Consider the following 16,296-nt stretch of genomic DNA (forward strand, 5'->3'; position numbering starts at 1 on the left):
AAAATGGCCTCACCAACGAGGCCATTCATTTATTATCACTTAAAACGGCTTAGCCTGAAGGGGGTCAGGTCAAATTCAGACTGTTTGTCCTGAGCGAAGTCTGCCGCAATCTCTCCCAGTACAGAAGCAAACTTAAAGCCATGTCCGCTCAGCCCAGTAATGATCAGCGTATTGTCATGTTCCGGCAGAGTATCAATGATAAAGTCCTCATCCGGTGAATTATCGTAAGTGCAGGATGCGCCGTGCAGGCAACAGCCAACGCCAGGCAGAATTGTGCGCAGGAATGGGAAGGCTTCAGAACCGTCGCTGGCTACAGCGGCAAATGGCTTACGCTCTTCTGCAGAGTGAATTACCTGTCCGCCATTGTGCTTACCAATTTTCAGCTCGTCGTTTTCAGCCGGGAAACCGTAGTATTGATCGCCATTTGGCAGTTCGCCGGTGAAGGCCGGGAAGTTATTCTTAACGCTGTAGCGCCCATCGGCCTGATACCAGGCGAACACTTTGCGCACAGGTTGTATCGGTAGTTCAGGGACTAAAGCCTGCACCCAGGTGCCGGCGCTGATCACTGCTTTCTTCGCGTGGTAGTCACCGTCAGCCGTTTCTACCGTGATGCCATCATCACCGTGATGAATTGCGCTGACCGGGCATTTAAACAGTTGCGCACAGCCTGCTTCTTCCGCCAGACGGATCCAGGTTTTAATTGCTAACTCACTGCGTAAAAAACCGGACTCCGCTTCAAACAGACCGACATAGTTGTCAGGTACGCGAATTTCCGGCCAGCGAGCCATGATGGCCGCTGCATCTAATTGTTCAACGTTAAGTTGCCACTGTTTTGCGCTTTGCGCTGCAGTTGCTAAGAAGGTTGACTCTGCCGGACCGAGGTTGATAACTCCGGAGCGAACAAAAATCGGTTCTTCATTATGGGTGGACAGTTCATCCCACAATGTTTGTGCACGTAGCACCAGCGGAACGTATTTTTCTCCTTCGCCATAAGCATGACGAATTAATCGAGTATCGCCGTGGTGGCTGCCCTGTTGATGTGGTGGCATATGCGCATCGATCATCAGAACCTTCAGACCGGCACGAGTGGCATAGTATCCAGCTGCGGCGCCTACCGAACCGCTGCCAATAATGATTAAGTCGTATTTCATCCGCTTCTCTCTGCAATCGCGATAGTAGAAGGGTAAATAACTGACCTGGAATATTCAACCTGGAAATAAGAAAGGCACCGCTAAGGTGCCTTTTGATGGTTGGATGTATCAGGTTTAATGTCGCTGATACTCATTTTCCTGGTAATCGCCAGATTCAATTTTGGCGATTCCTGCTTCTAATATCGAAATAAATTGCCTGGCAACATCAGTGGTTAACCAGAGCGTTTGACCAACTTCAGTCCCATCCGGGTCAGGGCGGTTCGGGGTTTGGTAGTGCAAACGCAGCATCAGCGCATCGTAGCTATCAACAGTGCTGATGTCCCACCCTACAAGCGGATGAGTCTGAATGACTTCATTATTCTTTTCCATCATGCCCCCTAATTCGTGTTACTAGACAACGGTTTTCGAGGTTCAATGCGTTTTTTTCTGAAGCAACTTCAGTATATCAATAAATAAGGGTATTCATTGAAAATTTAAAGAGGGAAGGGCATAAATTTTTTGTTTTCAGCGTTATCTGACTAAGAAACCGACATGTTATTCATTTTTTTTTAGTATGTTGCACAATTATTTTGTTGCTTTGGTTAAAAGATAATCGGTGGGTTAATATTAAATTAAATGCTCGTCAGAAGAAATGCGCAATTGATTACAAGATAGCGTGTATAAAAAAGCCGGGGCGACCCGGCAAACAAACATCACTGCATATCGTTATTTATTCGTTGATGAACCAGTCATCCGCGCTTTCCCAGGTTTCCTGTAGGATCTCGCTGATGCGTTCTTTGTCCTCTTTGGTCGCGCCAATAACCGACAGATTGTTTGCGCCGGCATAACGGACGGTAACGTTACCTTCGTTATCCGGAAAATGGTGCTGAATACGGCGGGAGAGTTCACCTGCCAGTGCGTCAATTGCACCGGCAGGTAAAGGTGAAGTTTTGGCAATAGTGACTTCAATACGCATAGTAGCCCCCTGTTGAATATACTGTTTATTTATACAGTTAATCGAATCAGTTGGCTACACTTTTTTTAGCTTTTTACTGACCAGCGTACCGTTTCGCCACCCAGGAAAGGCACCAGCGTATCGTCTTCCAACGCTATGCTCTCAGGAACAAGGTGCTCCATGCGTTCCAGCTCAATAAAGGTCTCATTTACCGGCAAACCATAGAACTGTGGGCCGTTGAGTGAGCAGAAGGCTTCGAAATGGTCCAGCGCATTCATCTCTTCAAACACGGTGGCATAGCTGCCTAGTGCGGTCGGTGCATTAAAGCATCCAGCACAGCCACAGCTTGACTCTTTGCGATGACGTGCGTGCGGCGCTGAGTCGGTACCGAGGAAGGCGCGCGTAAACCCGCTGGCAACCAGTTCACGCAGCGCCTGTTGGTGGACGTTACGTTTGAGGATCGGCAGGCAGTACAGGTGAGGACGAATCCCGCCAACCAGCATGTGGTTGCGGTTAAACATCAGGTGCTGTGGCGTAATAGTCGCTGCCAGAAGCTCGTTACCGTCGCGCACGTATTCGGCAGCATCTTTGGTAGTGATATGCTCGAACACTACTTTCAGCGAGGTCAAACGCTGGCGCAGCGGTTCCATCACCGTTTCAATAAAGCGCGCTTCGCGATCGAAAATATCGATATCTGCATGCGTCACTTCGCCGTGCACCAGCAGCGGCATACCCAATTTTTCCATCCTCTCCAGCACCGGCATGATGGCGTCAATAGAGGTTACGCCATGCGTCGAGTTGGTGGTGGCATTGGCCGGATAGAGTTTTGCTGCGGTGAATACGCCTTCGTTAAATCCACGTTCCAGCTCGTTGGGATCCAGCGTATCCGTTAAGTAGCAGGTCATTAATGGTGTGAAGTCGTGTCCAGCAGGTACCGCGTCAAGAATGCGCTGGCGATAAGCGATAGCCGCGTCAACCGTGGTGACGGGCGGTGCCAGGTTCGGCATGACAATGGCGCGACCATAAATTTCACTGGTGTAGGGCACGACAGTTTTTAACATGTCGCCATCGCGAAAGTGAAGATGCCAGTCGTCTGGGCGGCGGATCTTTAAAACCTGGGATGGTGCAGTCATTAATATGCTCCGGCTGAGGATAGTCTTTTTTGCCGGAAACAAAGGATAAGCGGAAACGTTTTCGTTTGCACGAAAAAAAAGGGCGCATCGGCGCCCTCAGTTTTATTAGTCGGTGAACGGGATGATGATTTCCCCCGGTTTCACCTCAATTCCCTTCGCCAGTTTTTTCGCCAGTGCTTCACCCTGGCTACTGTCATCCTGCAGAATGTAGGCTGGCTGCTGGTTGAAATAGTTACGCAGCGACTGGTTTAAATAAGGCATCAGCGTTTGCAGTACCGACTGCATTTTTTCTGGTGTCACGGTCGCATCCACGACTTCCATCTCTTGCAGATAAATTGCGCCTTTCTCTTTGTTGAATACCGGTAAGGCTTTTAACTTCAGCTTCATGGTCGCTTTTTGGCTGCCAAACAGGGAATTCATGTCCAGGTTGGCATCTCCGGTCAGCGTCACTTTATTGGGTTCTTCACGGCCAATCTGACTGGCGAGATTATTTAGTACGATGTGTGCTTCAGCAACGCCGGGCAAGCCGATATCTTTAGAAAAGTTATTATGCTTTGCCAGGGCCTGATTAATTTCTTGCTCGCTAACCGTGTATTGCGTGAGTTGATTACAACCAACCAACAGGCCGCTGACAATCAGTGCAGCGGCAAAAAAAAACTTTTTCATGGGGTTCCTCAACATGATGCATGTGGCGTAATCGTGACACAAAGCATCATCGAGTACCAGCGCCCCGGACGCCAGCAGAAAAAACTGAAAAGCGCCCGGAAGCAGGTTCGGCTATCAGGCGTCTGGCTCCAGCATGCCTCTCGTTGGGCGTTTGAGACTGAATTGCCAGCCCAGCGCCAGGAAGGTGATGAGGCCGATAATACCGAGCATCATCCAGGGCAACTCAGGCTGTGCCAGGGCCTTGCCCATATCAAACAGCCAGCCGCCGCCGATATATCCAATTGCGCCGCCGATAGCGAGCCCCAGTCGACTGAAGCCCATATAGCTTCCTCGGGCACGTGCATTCGCCAGTGAGGCGCTAAGGGTTTCACGCGCTGGTTCGGCGATGATCGAGCCAATATAGAACGTACAGATCAGGGTGAACAACTGCTGCAAATTCCCCACCAGACCGATCGGCATCATGCTCAGAGACATCACCAGCAGACCGGCCATCAGACGATGTTCAAGGCGAAAACGTTTTTCACTCCAGCGGGCAATTGGGTAGAGCAGCGTCAATGAGAGGCACGCCTCGATGGCATACATCCATTTCACGGCGGCCGGTGAACCTGCGATGTCGTTCACCATGATTGGCAGCATCAGCATCACCTGTACCGCCAGCATGTAATAGCCCGCCAGCGTCAGCACATAGGTGACAAAGCGCTTGTCATGCATCACGTGGCTCATCCCTTCGCGCACTGGAATTTTCACTGTCGACAGCTTCCATGCCGGGAGCAGCCAGGCGTTAAAGGCCGCGCACAGAACGAACAAAATTGCGCCGGTGGCACAGACAAGACGGAAATCGTATTGCAATAACCAACTGCCAAGCAACGCGCCAACCACGGCCCCGGCGCTATCCTGCATCATCAGAATAGAGAAAAAGCGCCCGCGCTTTTCCGGGCGGATCAGTTTAACCACCAGCGCCGAGCGGGGTGGGTCAAATAGTGTACCGCCCAGTCCGGAAAGAAAGCAGGAAAACCACAGCAGCCACGGCTCATGGGCAATGCCCATGGTGGCGAACCCGGCAGCGCGCATCAGCATGCCGGTGACGATCATCGGTTTTGCACCGAAACGGTCCGCAATAGCACCGCCGAAAATACCCAACCCCTGCTGGATAAATTGACGTAATCCTAGTGCAATACCGACCATCACGGCGGCCCAGCCCATTTGGTCGACGAAACGAATTGAGATCAGCGGGAAAACGACGAAGAAACCCAGCACGACCAGCATATTATCGATGAGAAGGAAGTATTTACCCAGGTTCCTTGCCTGCGAGACTTGCGACATTTCCCCTCCAGGGAAAAACTCGTCACTCTGGATAGAGTTTAAAAGATAAGCACCTCCTATTCTGCGGTGTCGTCATCGCTTTTCCCACCCTTCGCGGGACAATATTTTTTATCAAAAGTCCGTCTTGATAGAGAGTTTTCATCAAAATGTGTGAATAATTCAAAAAATGGCATTTTGCTCTTTTCACAGGGCGTATTCGCACAGGTATAGTAATGCGAATAGCGTATTGAAGACGTTACGGGAAGGAGTAGGTATAGAATGTTTGGCTATCGCAGTAACGTGCCAAAAGTGCGCTTAACCACCGACCGCCTGGTCGTGCGTTTAGTGCATGAGCGTGATGCCTGGCGTCTGGCAGATTATTACGCAGAAAATCGTCATTTCTTAAAACCCTGGGAACCTATTCGCGATGAAAGCCACTGCTATCCGTCCGGCTGGCAGGCGCGTCTGAGCATGATCTCTGAGTTTCATAAACAGGGCACCGCCTATTATTTTGCGCTGCTCGATCCGGACGAAAAAGAGATTATCGGCGTTGCGAACTTCTCAAACGTAGTGCGGGGATCCTTCCATGCCTGTTATCTCGGCTACTCCATTGCGCAGAAATGGCAGGGGCAGGGGCTAATGTATGAAGCCTTAACCTCGGCCATCCGTTATATGCAGCGCACGCAGCATATTCACCGCATTATGGCTAACTACATGCCACATAATAAGCGCAGCGGTGACCTGCTGGCGCGACTGGGTTTTGAAAAAGAAGGGTATGCCAAAGACTACCTGCTGATTGACGGGCAGTGGCGCGATCACGTGCTGACGGCGTTGACCACATCAGAATGGACCCCCGGCCGCTAAGTTTCAGATGCAGCTATGATTAATGGAGAAGACGATGAAATACGAATTAACCGCCACCGAAGCGCGAGTGATTGGCTGTTTATTAGAAAAACAAGTGACCACGCCGGAACAGTACCCACTCTCCGTTAATGGAGTCGTAACAGCCTGCAATCAAAAAACGAATCGTGAACCGGTGATGAACCTGTCGGAATCGGACGTGCAGGAGCAGTTGGATAACCTGGTTAAGCGACATTTTCTGCGCACGGTGAGCGGTTTTGGCAATCGCGTCACGAAATATGAGCAGCGTTTCTGCAACTCTGAATTTGGCAATCTGAAGCTTAGTGCCGCAGAGGTGGCCATAATCACCACACTGCTGCTGCGGGGCGCTCAGACGCCTGGTGAACTGCGTAGCCGCGCATCCCGTATGTACGAATTCAGCGATATGGCCGAAGTGGAGTCGACGCTGGAAAATCTGGCGAACCGGGAAGATGGGCCTTATGTGATCCGCCTGGCGCGTGAGCCGGGCAAACGTGAAAGTCGCTATATGCACCTGTTTTGTGGTGAGGTTGATGAAGCCATTGCCGCGGCAGATGAACCCCCTGTAGCCTCCGGTGATCTGCAGGCGCGCGTGGAAGCGCTGGAAACGGAAGTCGCAGAACTTAAGCAGCGACTTGATTCCTTGCTGGCGCACCTGGGAGACTAACGTGAAAAAATTACGTATCGGCGTAGTCGGCTTGGGCGGTATTGCACAAAAGGCCTGGCTACCCGTGCTAGGCACCTCCGCGGACTGGACGCTGCAAGGCGCATTTTCACCTTCACGCGATAAAGCGCAGCGTATCTGTGATACCTGGCGAATACCCTACGTGGATTCATTGAAGAATCTGGCGCAAACCTGTGACGCGGTTTTCGTCCACTCCAGTACCGCGACGCACTATGCGGTAGTCAGTGAATTGCTGAATGCCGGAGTTCACGTGTGTGTGGATAAACCGCTGGCGGAAAATCTGCACGAGGCTGAGCAACTGGTCGAGCTGGCCGCGCGGAAAAAACTCACGCTGATGGTCGGGTTTAACCGTCGATTTGCACCGCTGTACCAGGATCTCAAAACCCAGTTGAGCACCGCAGCGTCTGTACGTATGGATAAGCACCGTACGGATAGCGTTGGGCCGCACGATCTGCGCTTCACTCTGCTGGACGACTATCTGCACGTGGTCGATACCGCTTTGTGGCTGGCGGGAGGGCAGGCGCAGTTAAAAAACGGCACGCTGCTGACCAATGAATCTGGTGCGATGCTCTACGCCGAGCATCATTTTTCTGTCGGTCAAATGCAGATAACGACCAGTATGCATCGCCGTGCCGGTAGCCAGCGCGAGAGCGTGCAGGCGGTGACGGACGGCGGCCTGATTGACGTAACTGATATGCGGGAATGGCGGGAAGAGCGTGGGCAAGGTGTTGTTCATAAGCCGATAGCGGGCTGGCAAACGACCTTAGAACAGCGTGGTTTTGCCGGATGTGCGCGTCATTTCATTGAGTGCGTGCAAAATCAGACGGTTCCCCAGACGGCAGGCGAGCAGGCGCTACTGGCCCAGCGTGTTGTTGAAAAGCTGTGGCGGGAGGCGATGGCTGAATAACCCCCTGTAACATCTGGCGGTAGTAATTCATTGTAATCCAGGTACTATATGCCCACTCAAAATAACACCTCTTTTCAACCATAGGCTGGTTTGTCGGCCTGATAAGGTGCCAGGGTGTCGCCATCAGGCACAGCAAAAGTGTCGGATGGCGGCGAGAATGCCTTATCCGACCTACGGGCAGGTTTGTCGGGGTTTTGCCTCAGAGTCTGGAATACAACATAGATGAATTTATTAAAGTCGCTGGCAGCCGTCAGCTCGATGACGATGTTTTCACGTGTGCTGGGTTTTGCGCGTGATGCGATTGTCGCCAGAATCTTTGGTGCAGGGATGGCGACAGATGCCTTTTTTGTGGCATTCAAACTTCCTAACCTGTTGCGCCGAATTTTTGCCGAAGGCGCATTTTCGCAGGCATTTGTGCCGATTCTTGCTGAGTACAAAAGCAAGCAGGGGGAAGATGCTACCCGCGTGTTTGTTGCCTACGTTTCCGGACTGCTGACGCTGGCGCTGGCCGTGGTGACGGTAGCCGGGATGTTGGCTGCGCCATGGGTGATATTAGTCACCGCGCCGGGATTTGCCGACACAGCGGATAAATTTGCGCTGACCACTCAACTGCTGCGGATCACTTTTCCCTATATTCTACTGATTTCACTGGCCTCACTGGTTGGTGCGATCCTTAATACCTGGAACCGCTTTTCCATTCCTGCGTTTGCCCCGACCTTTCTGAATATCAGCATGATCGGCTTCGCGCTATTTGCGGCACCCTATTTTAACCCGCCGGTGCTGGCGCTGGCGTGGGCCGTTACGGTTGGCGGCGTGCTACAGCTGATTTATCAGCTTCCGCACTTGAAGAAAATTGGCATGCTGGTGCTGCCGCGCGTGAACTTCCGTGATGCGGGGGCGATGCGTGTCGTCAAGCAAATGGGCCCGGCGATCCTTGGGGTATCGGTCAGCCAGATTTCACTGATCATCAATACGATTTTCGCCTCGTTTCTGGCCTCTGGCTCAGTTTCATGGATGTATTATGCCGACCGTCTGATGGAGTTTCCGTCCGGTGTTCTGGGCGTGGCGCTGGGGACTATCCTGCTGCCATCGCTGTCCAAAAGCTTTTCCAGCGGTAATCATGATGAATATTGTCGTCTGATGGACTGGGGCCTGCGCTTGTGTTTCCTGTTGGCATTACCGAGTGCCGTAGCGTTGGGTATTCTGGCCAAACCGCTGACGGTGTCTCTGTTCCAGTACGGTAAATTTACCGCCTTTGATGCCGCGATGACCCAGCGTGCGCTGGTGGCGTACTCGGTAGGTTTGATTGGCTTGATCGTGGTGAAAGTGTTGGCTCCGGGCTTTTACTCGCGCCAGGATATTAAAACGCCAGTGAAGATTGCCATTGTGACGCTGATTATGACCCAGGTGATGAACCTGGCGTTTATCGGGCCGTTAAAGCATGCCGGGCTGTCGCTGTCGATTGGTCTGGCGGCATGTCTGAACGCTTCACTGCTGTACTGGCAACTGCGGAAACAGAAAATCTTTACCCCACAACCGGGCTGGAGCTGGTTCCTGGCGCGTCTGGTGATTTCCGTGCTGGTGATGTCTGCGGTGCTGGTTGGGATGCTCTACATCATGCCGGATTGGTCGCAGGGAACGATGTTGTGGCGTCTGCTGCGTCTGATGGCGGTCGTGGTGGCAGGTATTGCCGCTTACTTCGCAGCACTCGCCGTACTGGGCTTTAAAGTAAAAGAGTTTGTGCGCCGGACGGCGTAAAGGATCAATGCCGGATGGCGGCATAACGCCGTATCCGGCCTACAAAAGGCGTAGGCCTGATAAGCAAAACGTTATCAGGCTGACATCAAATAGAGAATTTTTTCCCGCCGCGGTGCGCAGCAGAGGTTTGACCGTTTGCGCCATACAACGCCGGTTCCTGGTGCGGTTTCAGCACTTGTATTGCTTGTTGATTACGCTCGATCTGCCCTTCCAGCAGCCAACCGTTGTGCTGGTTGAGGTCGCGTAAATGCTGTGTTTTCTTGGTGATAGTCTGCCAGCGTTCAGCAATCTCATCATTGGCGCTGCGCGTGGCGTCATGTTCCAGGCGGCGCTGCTGCTCAAGATAATCAAGGGTTGCCAGCAAGGAGCTTTTTTCTTCTGTAATACGCTGTAGCTGGCTGCCGTTGATATGCCCTGCGGAAAGCTGCTGCTGTTCAGCATCCATTACCGTTTTTAGGTCATTGAGGACGGTCGTCATCTGGTCAAGTATTTCTGACAAACGAGTCATACTTTATTTACTCTGTAGGTAGCTCTGCGCCTCGCGAATCAGCGAGTCGGCAATTTTTCCGGTATCCATTTTCAATTCACCGTTACGGATTGCGGTTTTCAGTGCTTCCACACGTTCCATATTGATGTCATTGGTGCCGGGCTGCATCAGTTTGGCCTGAGCGTCGCTCAGCATGACGCTGGTGCTGGTGGTCGCGGTGGTTTTTTCCTTCCGCGCTTTTTGTACCGGCGCATCGCTGGTTTCACGCGGCTGAACGGTGCTTACTGGCTTCAATGGTGAGGTACGATCAATGCTCATTTTATTTTTCCTCATCGAGGGGTTACGCTATAGCGGCCCGCTGTAATCATTGGTTGTTTATCTATCGGCACACGCTAAAAAATCTTTAACCTATTATAGGTTAATAAGAATATTCCCATCAGAATCGACGACGCCGCTCACCACCTGGCCTGAAATCATCCGCACTCGCGCATTCTGTGCGACAGCGGCGTTGTTCAGCGCTTTACCTTCGGCATTGACCCGAAAGCCATCTCCGTTGGCAATAACCAGTACGCGCTGACCGGCCTTGATCCGCCATGCCTGGCGCAACATCGAAAGCTGTATCGGTTGGCCCGGCACCAGATCGCGCAGGCTCACTGCATCTTGCACCTGGCTCATATCCAGCACCGCGCGCGGCGGTAGTTGGTCCAGTCGACCACGTTTCAGCGTTACGCTGGCTGGGGTCAGGGTGCTACCTCGCGCTACGGATGCAGCGGCAACAACGTAGTTTCCCGTCGCCTGCACGTTCACTTGCAGATAACGTTTTTCGTTGGCACAGCGGGCCAGCACATTCACATTGCCCCACAGTTTTGCGCTACCTGACACGCTTAATGCCGGTTGTTCGCAGTTGGGCAATAAGTTTGGTGACGTTCGGATAGTGACTACCACCTCATCGCTAAATCCGGCCAGGCGCTGGGAAAACCATGCCGTTAGCTGCGAATTCAGGTCTTGTGCCAGCGTCATAGGGCTGAACAGCAGTGCTGCCACGACTATTCCACGTTTAAACGTTTGCATCAAAACCTCGCGCTTTTTCAGGTAGTGGCAGGATTTTACCTGTGTGACGCAGTCATCAACGCAACAAATAGCGACGCATTTTGCGTTTATTCCGGCGATAACGCGCGCGTAATGGGATTTAAGCTGTCGGCTGAATTTTGTCATTTGCGGAGGAGATATGCTCGATAAGCTCGACGCCGCCTTACGTTTTCAACAGGAAGCGCTGAATTTGCGCGCCCAACGCCAGGAAATATTGGCGGCCAACATTGCCAATGCCGACACGCCGGGGTACCAGGCGCGCGATCTGGATTTCGCCAGTGAATTAAAAAAAGTCATGGTGCGAGGACGGGAAGAAACCGGCGGCGTTTCGTTGACGCTGACCTCTGCACAACACATTCCGGCCCAGACCGTTTCTGCGCCGTCTACGGAGCTGCTCTACCGTATTCCTGACCAGCCGTCTCTTGATGGCAACACGGTAGATATGGACCGGGAGCGCACGCAATTTGCAGACAACAGCCTCAAGTATCAAATGGGGCTGACGGCGCTGGGTGGACAAATCAAAGGCATGATGAACGTGCTGCAAGGAGGGAACTAATTCGTGGCGCTGTTAAATATTTTTGATATCGCAGGTTCTGCGCTGACGGCTCAGTCTAAACGCCTGAACGTCGCGGCCAGCAACATGGCGAATGCGGATAGCGTCAGCGGACCCGACGGTCAGCCGTATCGCGCGAAGCAGGTTGTTTTTCAGGTAGATGCTGCGCCAGGTGCGGCAACCGGTGGCGTAAAAGTCGCTGACGTCATTGAAAGTCAGGCGCCGGATAAGCTGGTTTATGAACCCGGTAATCCGCTGGCCGATGCGAACGGCTACGTAAAAATGCCGAATGTGGACGTTGTTGGCGAGATGGTCAACACCATGTCTGCCTCACGTAGCTACCAGGCAAACGTCGAAGTGCTCAACACCGTGAAAAGCTTGATGCTTAAAACGCTGACGCTAGGCCAGTAAAGGAGGCGCACATGTCTATTGCTGTAAAAATGAATGACCCGAGCACGACGGGGGTTAATGCCGCCACGGGGAACAGCTCCCTGACGGGCAGCAACGCCGCTGACCTGCAAAGCAGCTTTCTTACGCTGCTGGTTGCACAACTGAAAAACCAGGACCCTACCAACCCGCTGCAAAACAACGAACTGACTACCCAGTTGGCGCAAATCAGTACCGTGAGCGGGATTGAGAAGCTGAACACCACGTTAGGGTCGATCTCCGGGCAGATCGACAACAGTCAGTCGCTGCAGGCCAGTACGCTGATTGGCCACGGGGTCATGATCCCGGGTACCACCATCCTGACCGGTAAAGGGACAGAAGAGGGTGCCAAAACCACGACAACACCATTTGGAATTGAGCTGCAGCAACCGGCAGATAAGGTTACCGCAACCATTACCGATAAAGACGGCAAAGTGGTGCGCACCATTGACATTGGCGGGTTGAAAGCAGGCGTTCATACCTTTACCTGGGACGGCACCATGACCGATGGCACGGATGCACCAAGCGGTTCTTACAACGTGTCAATTGCTGCCAGTAATGGCGGAACGCAACTGGTGGCCCAGCCGCTTCAGTTTGCGCTGGTGCAGGGCGTTATTCGCAGTAACGGCGGTAATACGCTGGATCTGGGCACCTATGGAACCACCACCCTCGACGAAGTACGGCAGATAATTTAAGCCTTCACACTTATCAGGAGTAAGTCATGGCCTTTTCTCAAGCGGTCAGCGGTCTGAACGCTGCAGCGACCAACCTCGATGTCATTGGTAACAACATCGCCAACTCCGCCACCTACGGTTTTAAATCTGGCACGGCATCTTTTGCCGATATGTTTGCCGGTTCGAAAGTCGGTTTGGGCGTTAAAGTTGCGGGTATTACTCAGGACTTTACCGACGGTACTACCACCAACACCGGACGTGGTCTGGACGTTGCTATCAGCCAGAACGGTTTTTTCCGTATGGTAGACAGCAACGGTTCCGTTTTCTACAGCCGTAACGGTCAGTTCAAACTCGATGAAAACCGCAATATCGTTAACATGCAGGGGCTGCAGCTGACAGGCTATCCGGCTACCGGTACACCACCAACCATACAGCAGGGTGCGAACCCGGCACCGATCACTATCCCGAATACGCTGATGGCGGCTAAATCAACCACCACTGCGTCAATGCAGGTCAACCTGAACTCCACTGACAAAGTGCCAACCAAGACCCCGTTTAATCCAAGCGATGCGGATTCCTACAATAAAAAAGGCAGTGTTACCGTTTTCGATAGCCAGGGTAACGCTCATGACATGAACATTTTTTATGTCAAAAACGCGCAGAGCAACACCTGGGAAGTCTTCACTCAAGATGCTTCTACTGGGGATGCTGAGAAATCGGCAGGGTTTATGCGTTTTGATAATAATGGTTTGTTTTTAGGTATTAGCGCCACGGCAGCCGAAGTACCACCGACGGCTCCAGCCGTCTGGCCAAAGGATATCAAAATTACAACCGGTCCGATCAATGGCGCAGTTCCGGCGAACTTCTCCCTGAGCTTCCTGAACTCCATGCAGCAGAACACCGGTGCCAACAACATCGTTGCCACGAATCAGAACGGCTACAAGCCGGGCGATCTGGTGAGCTACCAGATTAACAATGACGGTACCGTGGTCGGTAACTACTCCAACGAACAGCAACAGGTTCTGGGGCAGATCGTGCTGGCAAACTTTGCCAACAACGAAGGTCTGGCGTCTCAGGGCGACAACGTCTGGGCGGCGACTCAGTCTTCTGGCGTGGCGCTGCTGGGTACCGCAGGCGAAGGTAACTTCGGCAAGCTGACCAACGGCGCGCTGGAAGCGTCAAACGTGGATTTGAGTAAAGAACTGGTGAATATGATTGTCGCCCAGCGTAACTATCAGTCGAACGCGCAGACCATCAAAACCCAGGATCAGATCCTCAACACGCTGGTCAACCTGCGCTAAGCGCCTGACGGGATGGCTTAATGGATCACGCAATTTATACCGCCATGGGCGCGGCCAGTCAGACGCTGAATCAACAGGCGGTGACGGCCAGCAACCTGGCAAACGCCTCCACGCCAGGGTTTCGTGCGCAGCTCAATGCACTGCGCGCGGTTCCTGTAGAAGGATTGTCTTTACCAACGCGTACGCTGGTGGTGGCCTCCACGCCGGGGGCCGATATGACGCCCGGTCAGATGGACTATACCTCCCGCCCGCTGGATGTGGCGCTGCAACAAGATGGCTGGTTGGCTGTGCAGACTGCGGACGGTAGCGAAGGATATACCCGTAACGGCGCTATTCAGGTAAGCCCAACGGGTGAACTGACTATTCAGGGACACCCGGTAATTGGCGAAGCCGGACCGATCGCCGTACCAGAAGGCTCGGAAGTCACCATTGCGGCGGACGGGACCATTTCTGCACTTAACCCTGGCGATCCGGCTAATACGGTCGCGCCAGTGGGGCGGTTGAAGCTGGTGAAGGCTACAGGGCTTGAAGTGCAACGTGGCGATGACGGTATGTTCCGTCTGACCCAGGCCACACAGGCCACCCGTGGTGCGACGTTACAGGCCGACCCCAGCATCCGTGTGATGTCTGGCGTGCTGGAAGGCAGTAACGTTAAACCGGTTGCTGCGATGAGCGACATGATCGCCAACGCCCGCCGCTTTGAAATGCAGATGAAAATTATCAGTAGCGTGGATGATAACGCGGGCCGCGCCAACCAACTGCTGTCGATGAGTTAATACAGGACATTTTATGATCAGTTCATTATGGATCGCCAAAACCGGCCTGGATGCGCAGCAAACCAACATGGATGTGATTGCCAACAACCTGGCAAACGTCAGCACCAACGGATTTAAGCGCCAACGTGCCGTATTTGAAGATCTGTTGTACCAGACGATTCGTCAGCCTGGCGCACAGTCTTCTGAACAGACCACACTGCCGTCTGGTTTGCAGATTGGTACCGGCGTACGTCCGGTTGCGACCGAGCGTTTACACAGCCAGGGTAACCTGTCGCAGACCAACAACAGTAAAGATGTGGCGATTAAAGGCCAGGGCTTTTTCCAGGTCATGTTGCCCGATGGTACGTCCGCTTATACCCGCGACGGTTCTTTCCAGGTGGATCAGAACGGCCAGTTGGTGACGGCGGGTGGTTTTCAGGTTCAGCCTGCCATCACCATTCCGGCTAACTCGCTCAGTATCACCATTGGACGTGACGGTATTGTCAGCGTGACCCAACAGGGGCAGGCGGCGCCTGTTCAGGTCGGGCAGCTTAACCTGACAACCTTCATGAACGATACCGGTCTGGAAAGCATTGGTGAGAATCTGTACACCGAAACGCAGTCATCCGGTGCGCCGAATGAGAGCACGCCGGGGCTGAACGGCGCGGGTCTGCTGTATCAGGGCTATGTTGAAACCTCTAACGTCAACGTGGCGGAAGAGCTGGTAAACATGATCCAGGTTCAGCGCGCTTACGAAATCAACAGTAAAGCGGTATCGACCACCGATCAGATGCTGCAAAAACTGACGCAACTCTAAAGTGGAGCCCGGTGGGGTGAAAACCTCACCGGCACACTGATTTTGAAGATGACCGCAATGCGAAAATACGCGCTTCACCCATACCCAATTTTAGCCCTGCTGGTGGTTTCACTAACAGGATGTGCCTGGATCCCGGCCACGCCGCTCGTGCAGGGCGCAACGTCTGCCCAGCCAGTTCCCGGTCCAACGCCGGTGGCGAATGGCTCAATCTTCCAGTCGGCACAACCGATTAACTATGGTTATCAGCCACTCTTTGAAGATCGTCGTCCACGCAATATTGGCGATACGCTGACCATCGTATTGCAGGAAAACGTCAGCGCGAGCAAAAGCTCTTCGGCGAACGCCAGCCGCGACGGCAAGACAAACTTTGGCTTTGATACCGTACCGCGCTATCTGGAAGGATTGTTCGGTAACGAACGTGCCGACGTAGAAGCCTCCGGCGGCAACTCCTTTAACGGTAAAGGCGGCGCGAACGCCAGAAATACCTTCAGCGGTACGCTGACCGTAACGGTCGATCAGGTACTGGTGAATGGCAACTTACATGTCGTGGGTGAAAAACAGATCGCTATAAATCAGGGTACTGAATTCATCCGCTTCTCCGGGGTTGTTAACCCGCGCACCATCAGTGGCAGCAACTCCGTACCGTCAACCCAGGTTGCGGACGCGCGTATTGAGTACGTCGGTAACGGCTACATCAATGAAGCGCAGAATATGGGCTGGTTGCAGCGTTTCTTCCTTAACTTGTCGCCGATGTAAGCGAGGTACCCAGTGTTTAAATC

Annotated in this window: 20 protein-coding genes; 11 read left to right on the top strand and 9 right to left on the bottom strand. The window is 52.9% G+C overall.

The genetic code is table 11. The features are described from left to right. Positions 1–35: 35 nt before the first annotated feature. The 6 genes from solA to mdtH all read right to left on the bottom strand — a co-directional run bounded on the left by solA (position 36) and on the right by mdtH (position 5,207). Complete coding sequence (gene solA / locus C2U43_RS09495) at positions 36–1,151, bottom strand: N-methyl-L-tryptophan oxidase (RefSeq protein WP_032942951.1); 1,116 nt, start codon at positions 1,149–1,151, stop codon at positions 36–38. 114 nt (positions 1,152–1,265) lie between these two features. Beyond that, positions 1,266–1,520, bottom strand: a complete 255-nt coding sequence (gene bssS, locus C2U43_RS09500; protein ID WP_103285013.1) for a biofilm formation regulator BssS — start codon at positions 1,518–1,520, stop codon at positions 1,266–1,268. A 340-nt stretch (positions 1,521–1,860) separates the two neighbouring features. Then, positions 1,861–2,106 carry a DNA damage-inducible protein I gene (dinI, locus tag C2U43_RS09505; RefSeq protein WP_003036157.1) on the bottom strand — a complete coding sequence of 82 codons (246 nt, stop codon included), beginning with the start codon at positions 2,104–2,106 and terminating at the stop codon, positions 1,861–1,863. Between the two features lie 65 nt (positions 2,107–2,171). After that, positions 2,172–3,218, bottom strand: coding sequence for a dihydroorotase (gene pyrC, locus C2U43_RS09510; RefSeq protein ID WP_008784353.1), 1,047 nt, complete (start codon positions 3,216–3,218; stop codon positions 2,172–2,174). A 105-nt stretch (positions 3,219–3,323) separates the two neighbouring features. After that, positions 3,324–3,884, bottom strand: coding sequence for a lipoprotein (locus C2U43_RS09515; protein ID WP_020996498.1), 561 nt, complete (start codon positions 3,882–3,884; stop codon positions 3,324–3,326). 114 nt (positions 3,885–3,998) lie between these two features. Next, positions 3,999–5,207 carry a multidrug efflux MFS transporter MdtH gene (gene mdtH, locus C2U43_RS09520; RefSeq protein WP_003832142.1) on the bottom strand — a complete coding sequence of 403 codons (1,209 nt, stop codon included), beginning with the start codon at positions 5,205–5,207 and terminating at the stop codon, positions 3,999–4,001. Between the two features lie 258 nt (positions 5,208–5,465). Here mdtH and rimJ point away from each other — a divergent pair, with 258 nt between their 5' ends. From rimJ to murJ, 4 genes are all read left to right on the top strand, one after another. Then, entirely contained in the window at positions 5,466–6,050 is a 585-nt protein-coding gene (gene rimJ, locus C2U43_RS09525) for a ribosomal protein S5-alanine N-acetyltransferase (RefSeq protein WP_003832145.1), read from the top strand. 34 nt (positions 6,051–6,084) lie between these two features. Beyond that, the gene (locus C2U43_RS09530) at positions 6,085–6,732 is read left to right on the top strand and encodes a YceH family protein (protein ID WP_020996497.1); all 648 of its coding nucleotides are present in this window, start codon (positions 6,085–6,087) and stop codon (positions 6,730–6,732) included. 1 nt (position 6,733) lies between these two features. Then, positions 6,734–7,657 carry a Gfo/Idh/MocA family protein gene (locus C2U43_RS09535; RefSeq protein WP_048235654.1) on the top strand — a complete coding sequence of 308 codons (924 nt, stop codon included), beginning with the start codon at positions 6,734–6,736 and terminating at the stop codon, positions 7,655–7,657. Positions 7,658–7,879: 222 nt separating this feature from the next. After that, positions 7,880–9,415, top strand: coding sequence for a murein biosynthesis integral membrane protein MurJ (gene murJ, locus C2U43_RS09540; protein ID WP_003832150.1), 1,536 nt, complete (start codon positions 7,880–7,882; stop codon positions 9,413–9,415). Between the two features lie 85 nt (positions 9,416–9,500). Here the strand turns inward: murJ and flgN are convergent, their stop codons facing one another. The 3 genes from flgN to flgA all read right to left on the bottom strand — a co-directional run bounded on the left by flgN (position 9,501) and on the right by flgA (position 10,973). Then, complete coding sequence (gene flgN / locus C2U43_RS09545; RefSeq protein WP_003036178.1) at positions 9,501–9,923, bottom strand: flagella biosynthesis chaperone FlgN; 423 nt, start codon at positions 9,921–9,923, stop codon at positions 9,501–9,503. A gap of 3 nt (positions 9,924–9,926) precedes the next feature. Beyond that, positions 9,927–10,220: a flagellar biosynthesis anti-sigma factor FlgM gene (gene flgM, locus C2U43_RS09550; protein WP_003832153.1), complete on the bottom strand. Its 294-nt coding sequence runs from the start codon at positions 10,218–10,220 to the stop codon at positions 9,927–9,929. A 93-nt stretch (positions 10,221–10,313) separates the two neighbouring features. Then, on the bottom strand, positions 10,314–10,973 hold the full coding sequence (gene flgA, locus C2U43_RS09555) for a flagellar basal body P-ring formation chaperone FlgA (protein ID WP_008784358.1): 660 nt from the start codon (positions 10,971–10,973) through the stop codon (positions 10,314–10,316). 157 nt (positions 10,974–11,130) lie between these two features. Here flgA and flgB point away from each other — a divergent pair, with 157 nt between their 5' ends. From flgB to C2U43_RS09590, 7 genes are read left to right on the top strand one after another with little or no spacing between them, the layout of a single operon-like run. Further along, positions 11,131–11,547 carry a flagellar basal body rod protein FlgB gene (gene flgB, locus C2U43_RS09560; protein ID WP_003036189.1) on the top strand — a complete coding sequence of 139 codons (417 nt, stop codon included), beginning with the start codon at positions 11,131–11,133 and terminating at the stop codon, positions 11,545–11,547. Positions 11,548–11,550: 3 nt separating this feature from the next. Further along, positions 11,551–11,955 carry a flagellar basal body rod protein FlgC gene (flgC, locus tag C2U43_RS09565; RefSeq protein ID WP_003036191.1) on the top strand — a complete coding sequence of 135 codons (405 nt, stop codon included), beginning with the start codon at positions 11,551–11,553 and terminating at the stop codon, positions 11,953–11,955. 11 nt (positions 11,956–11,966) lie between these two features. Next, positions 11,967–12,665 (top strand): flagellar hook assembly protein FlgD, encoded by a 699-nt coding sequence (gene flgD / locus C2U43_RS09570; RefSeq protein ID WP_008784359.1) that lies wholly within the window; start codon positions 11,967–11,969, stop codon positions 12,663–12,665. 26 nt (positions 12,666–12,691) lie between these two features. Then, positions 12,692–13,945: a flagellar hook protein FlgE gene (gene flgE, locus C2U43_RS09575; RefSeq protein ID WP_103285014.1), complete on the top strand. Its 1,254-nt coding sequence runs from the start codon at positions 12,692–12,694 to the stop codon at positions 13,943–13,945. 20 nt (positions 13,946–13,965) lie between these two features. Further along, a complete protein-coding gene (locus tag C2U43_RS09580; RefSeq protein ID WP_103285015.1) occupies positions 13,966–14,721 on the top strand; it encodes a flagellar basal body rod protein FlgF in 756 nt (251 codons plus the stop codon). Between the two features lie 13 nt (positions 14,722–14,734). Continuing rightward, positions 14,735–15,517 (top strand): flagellar basal-body rod protein FlgG, encoded by a 783-nt coding sequence (gene flgG / locus C2U43_RS09585; protein ID WP_003036202.1) that lies wholly within the window; start codon positions 14,735–14,737, stop codon positions 15,515–15,517. A 57-nt stretch (positions 15,518–15,574) separates the two neighbouring features. Further along, positions 15,575–16,273, top strand: coding sequence for a flagellar basal body L-ring protein FlgH (locus tag C2U43_RS09590; protein WP_032934415.1), 699 nt, complete (start codon positions 15,575–15,577; stop codon positions 16,271–16,273). Positions 16,274–16,296 lie beyond the last annotated feature (23 nt).

This window comes from Citrobacter freundii complex sp. CFNIH9, assembly GCF_002903305.1.
Taxonomy (GTDB): Bacteria; Pseudomonadota; Gammaproteobacteria; order Enterobacterales; family Enterobacteriaceae; genus Citrobacter; species Citrobacter portucalensis.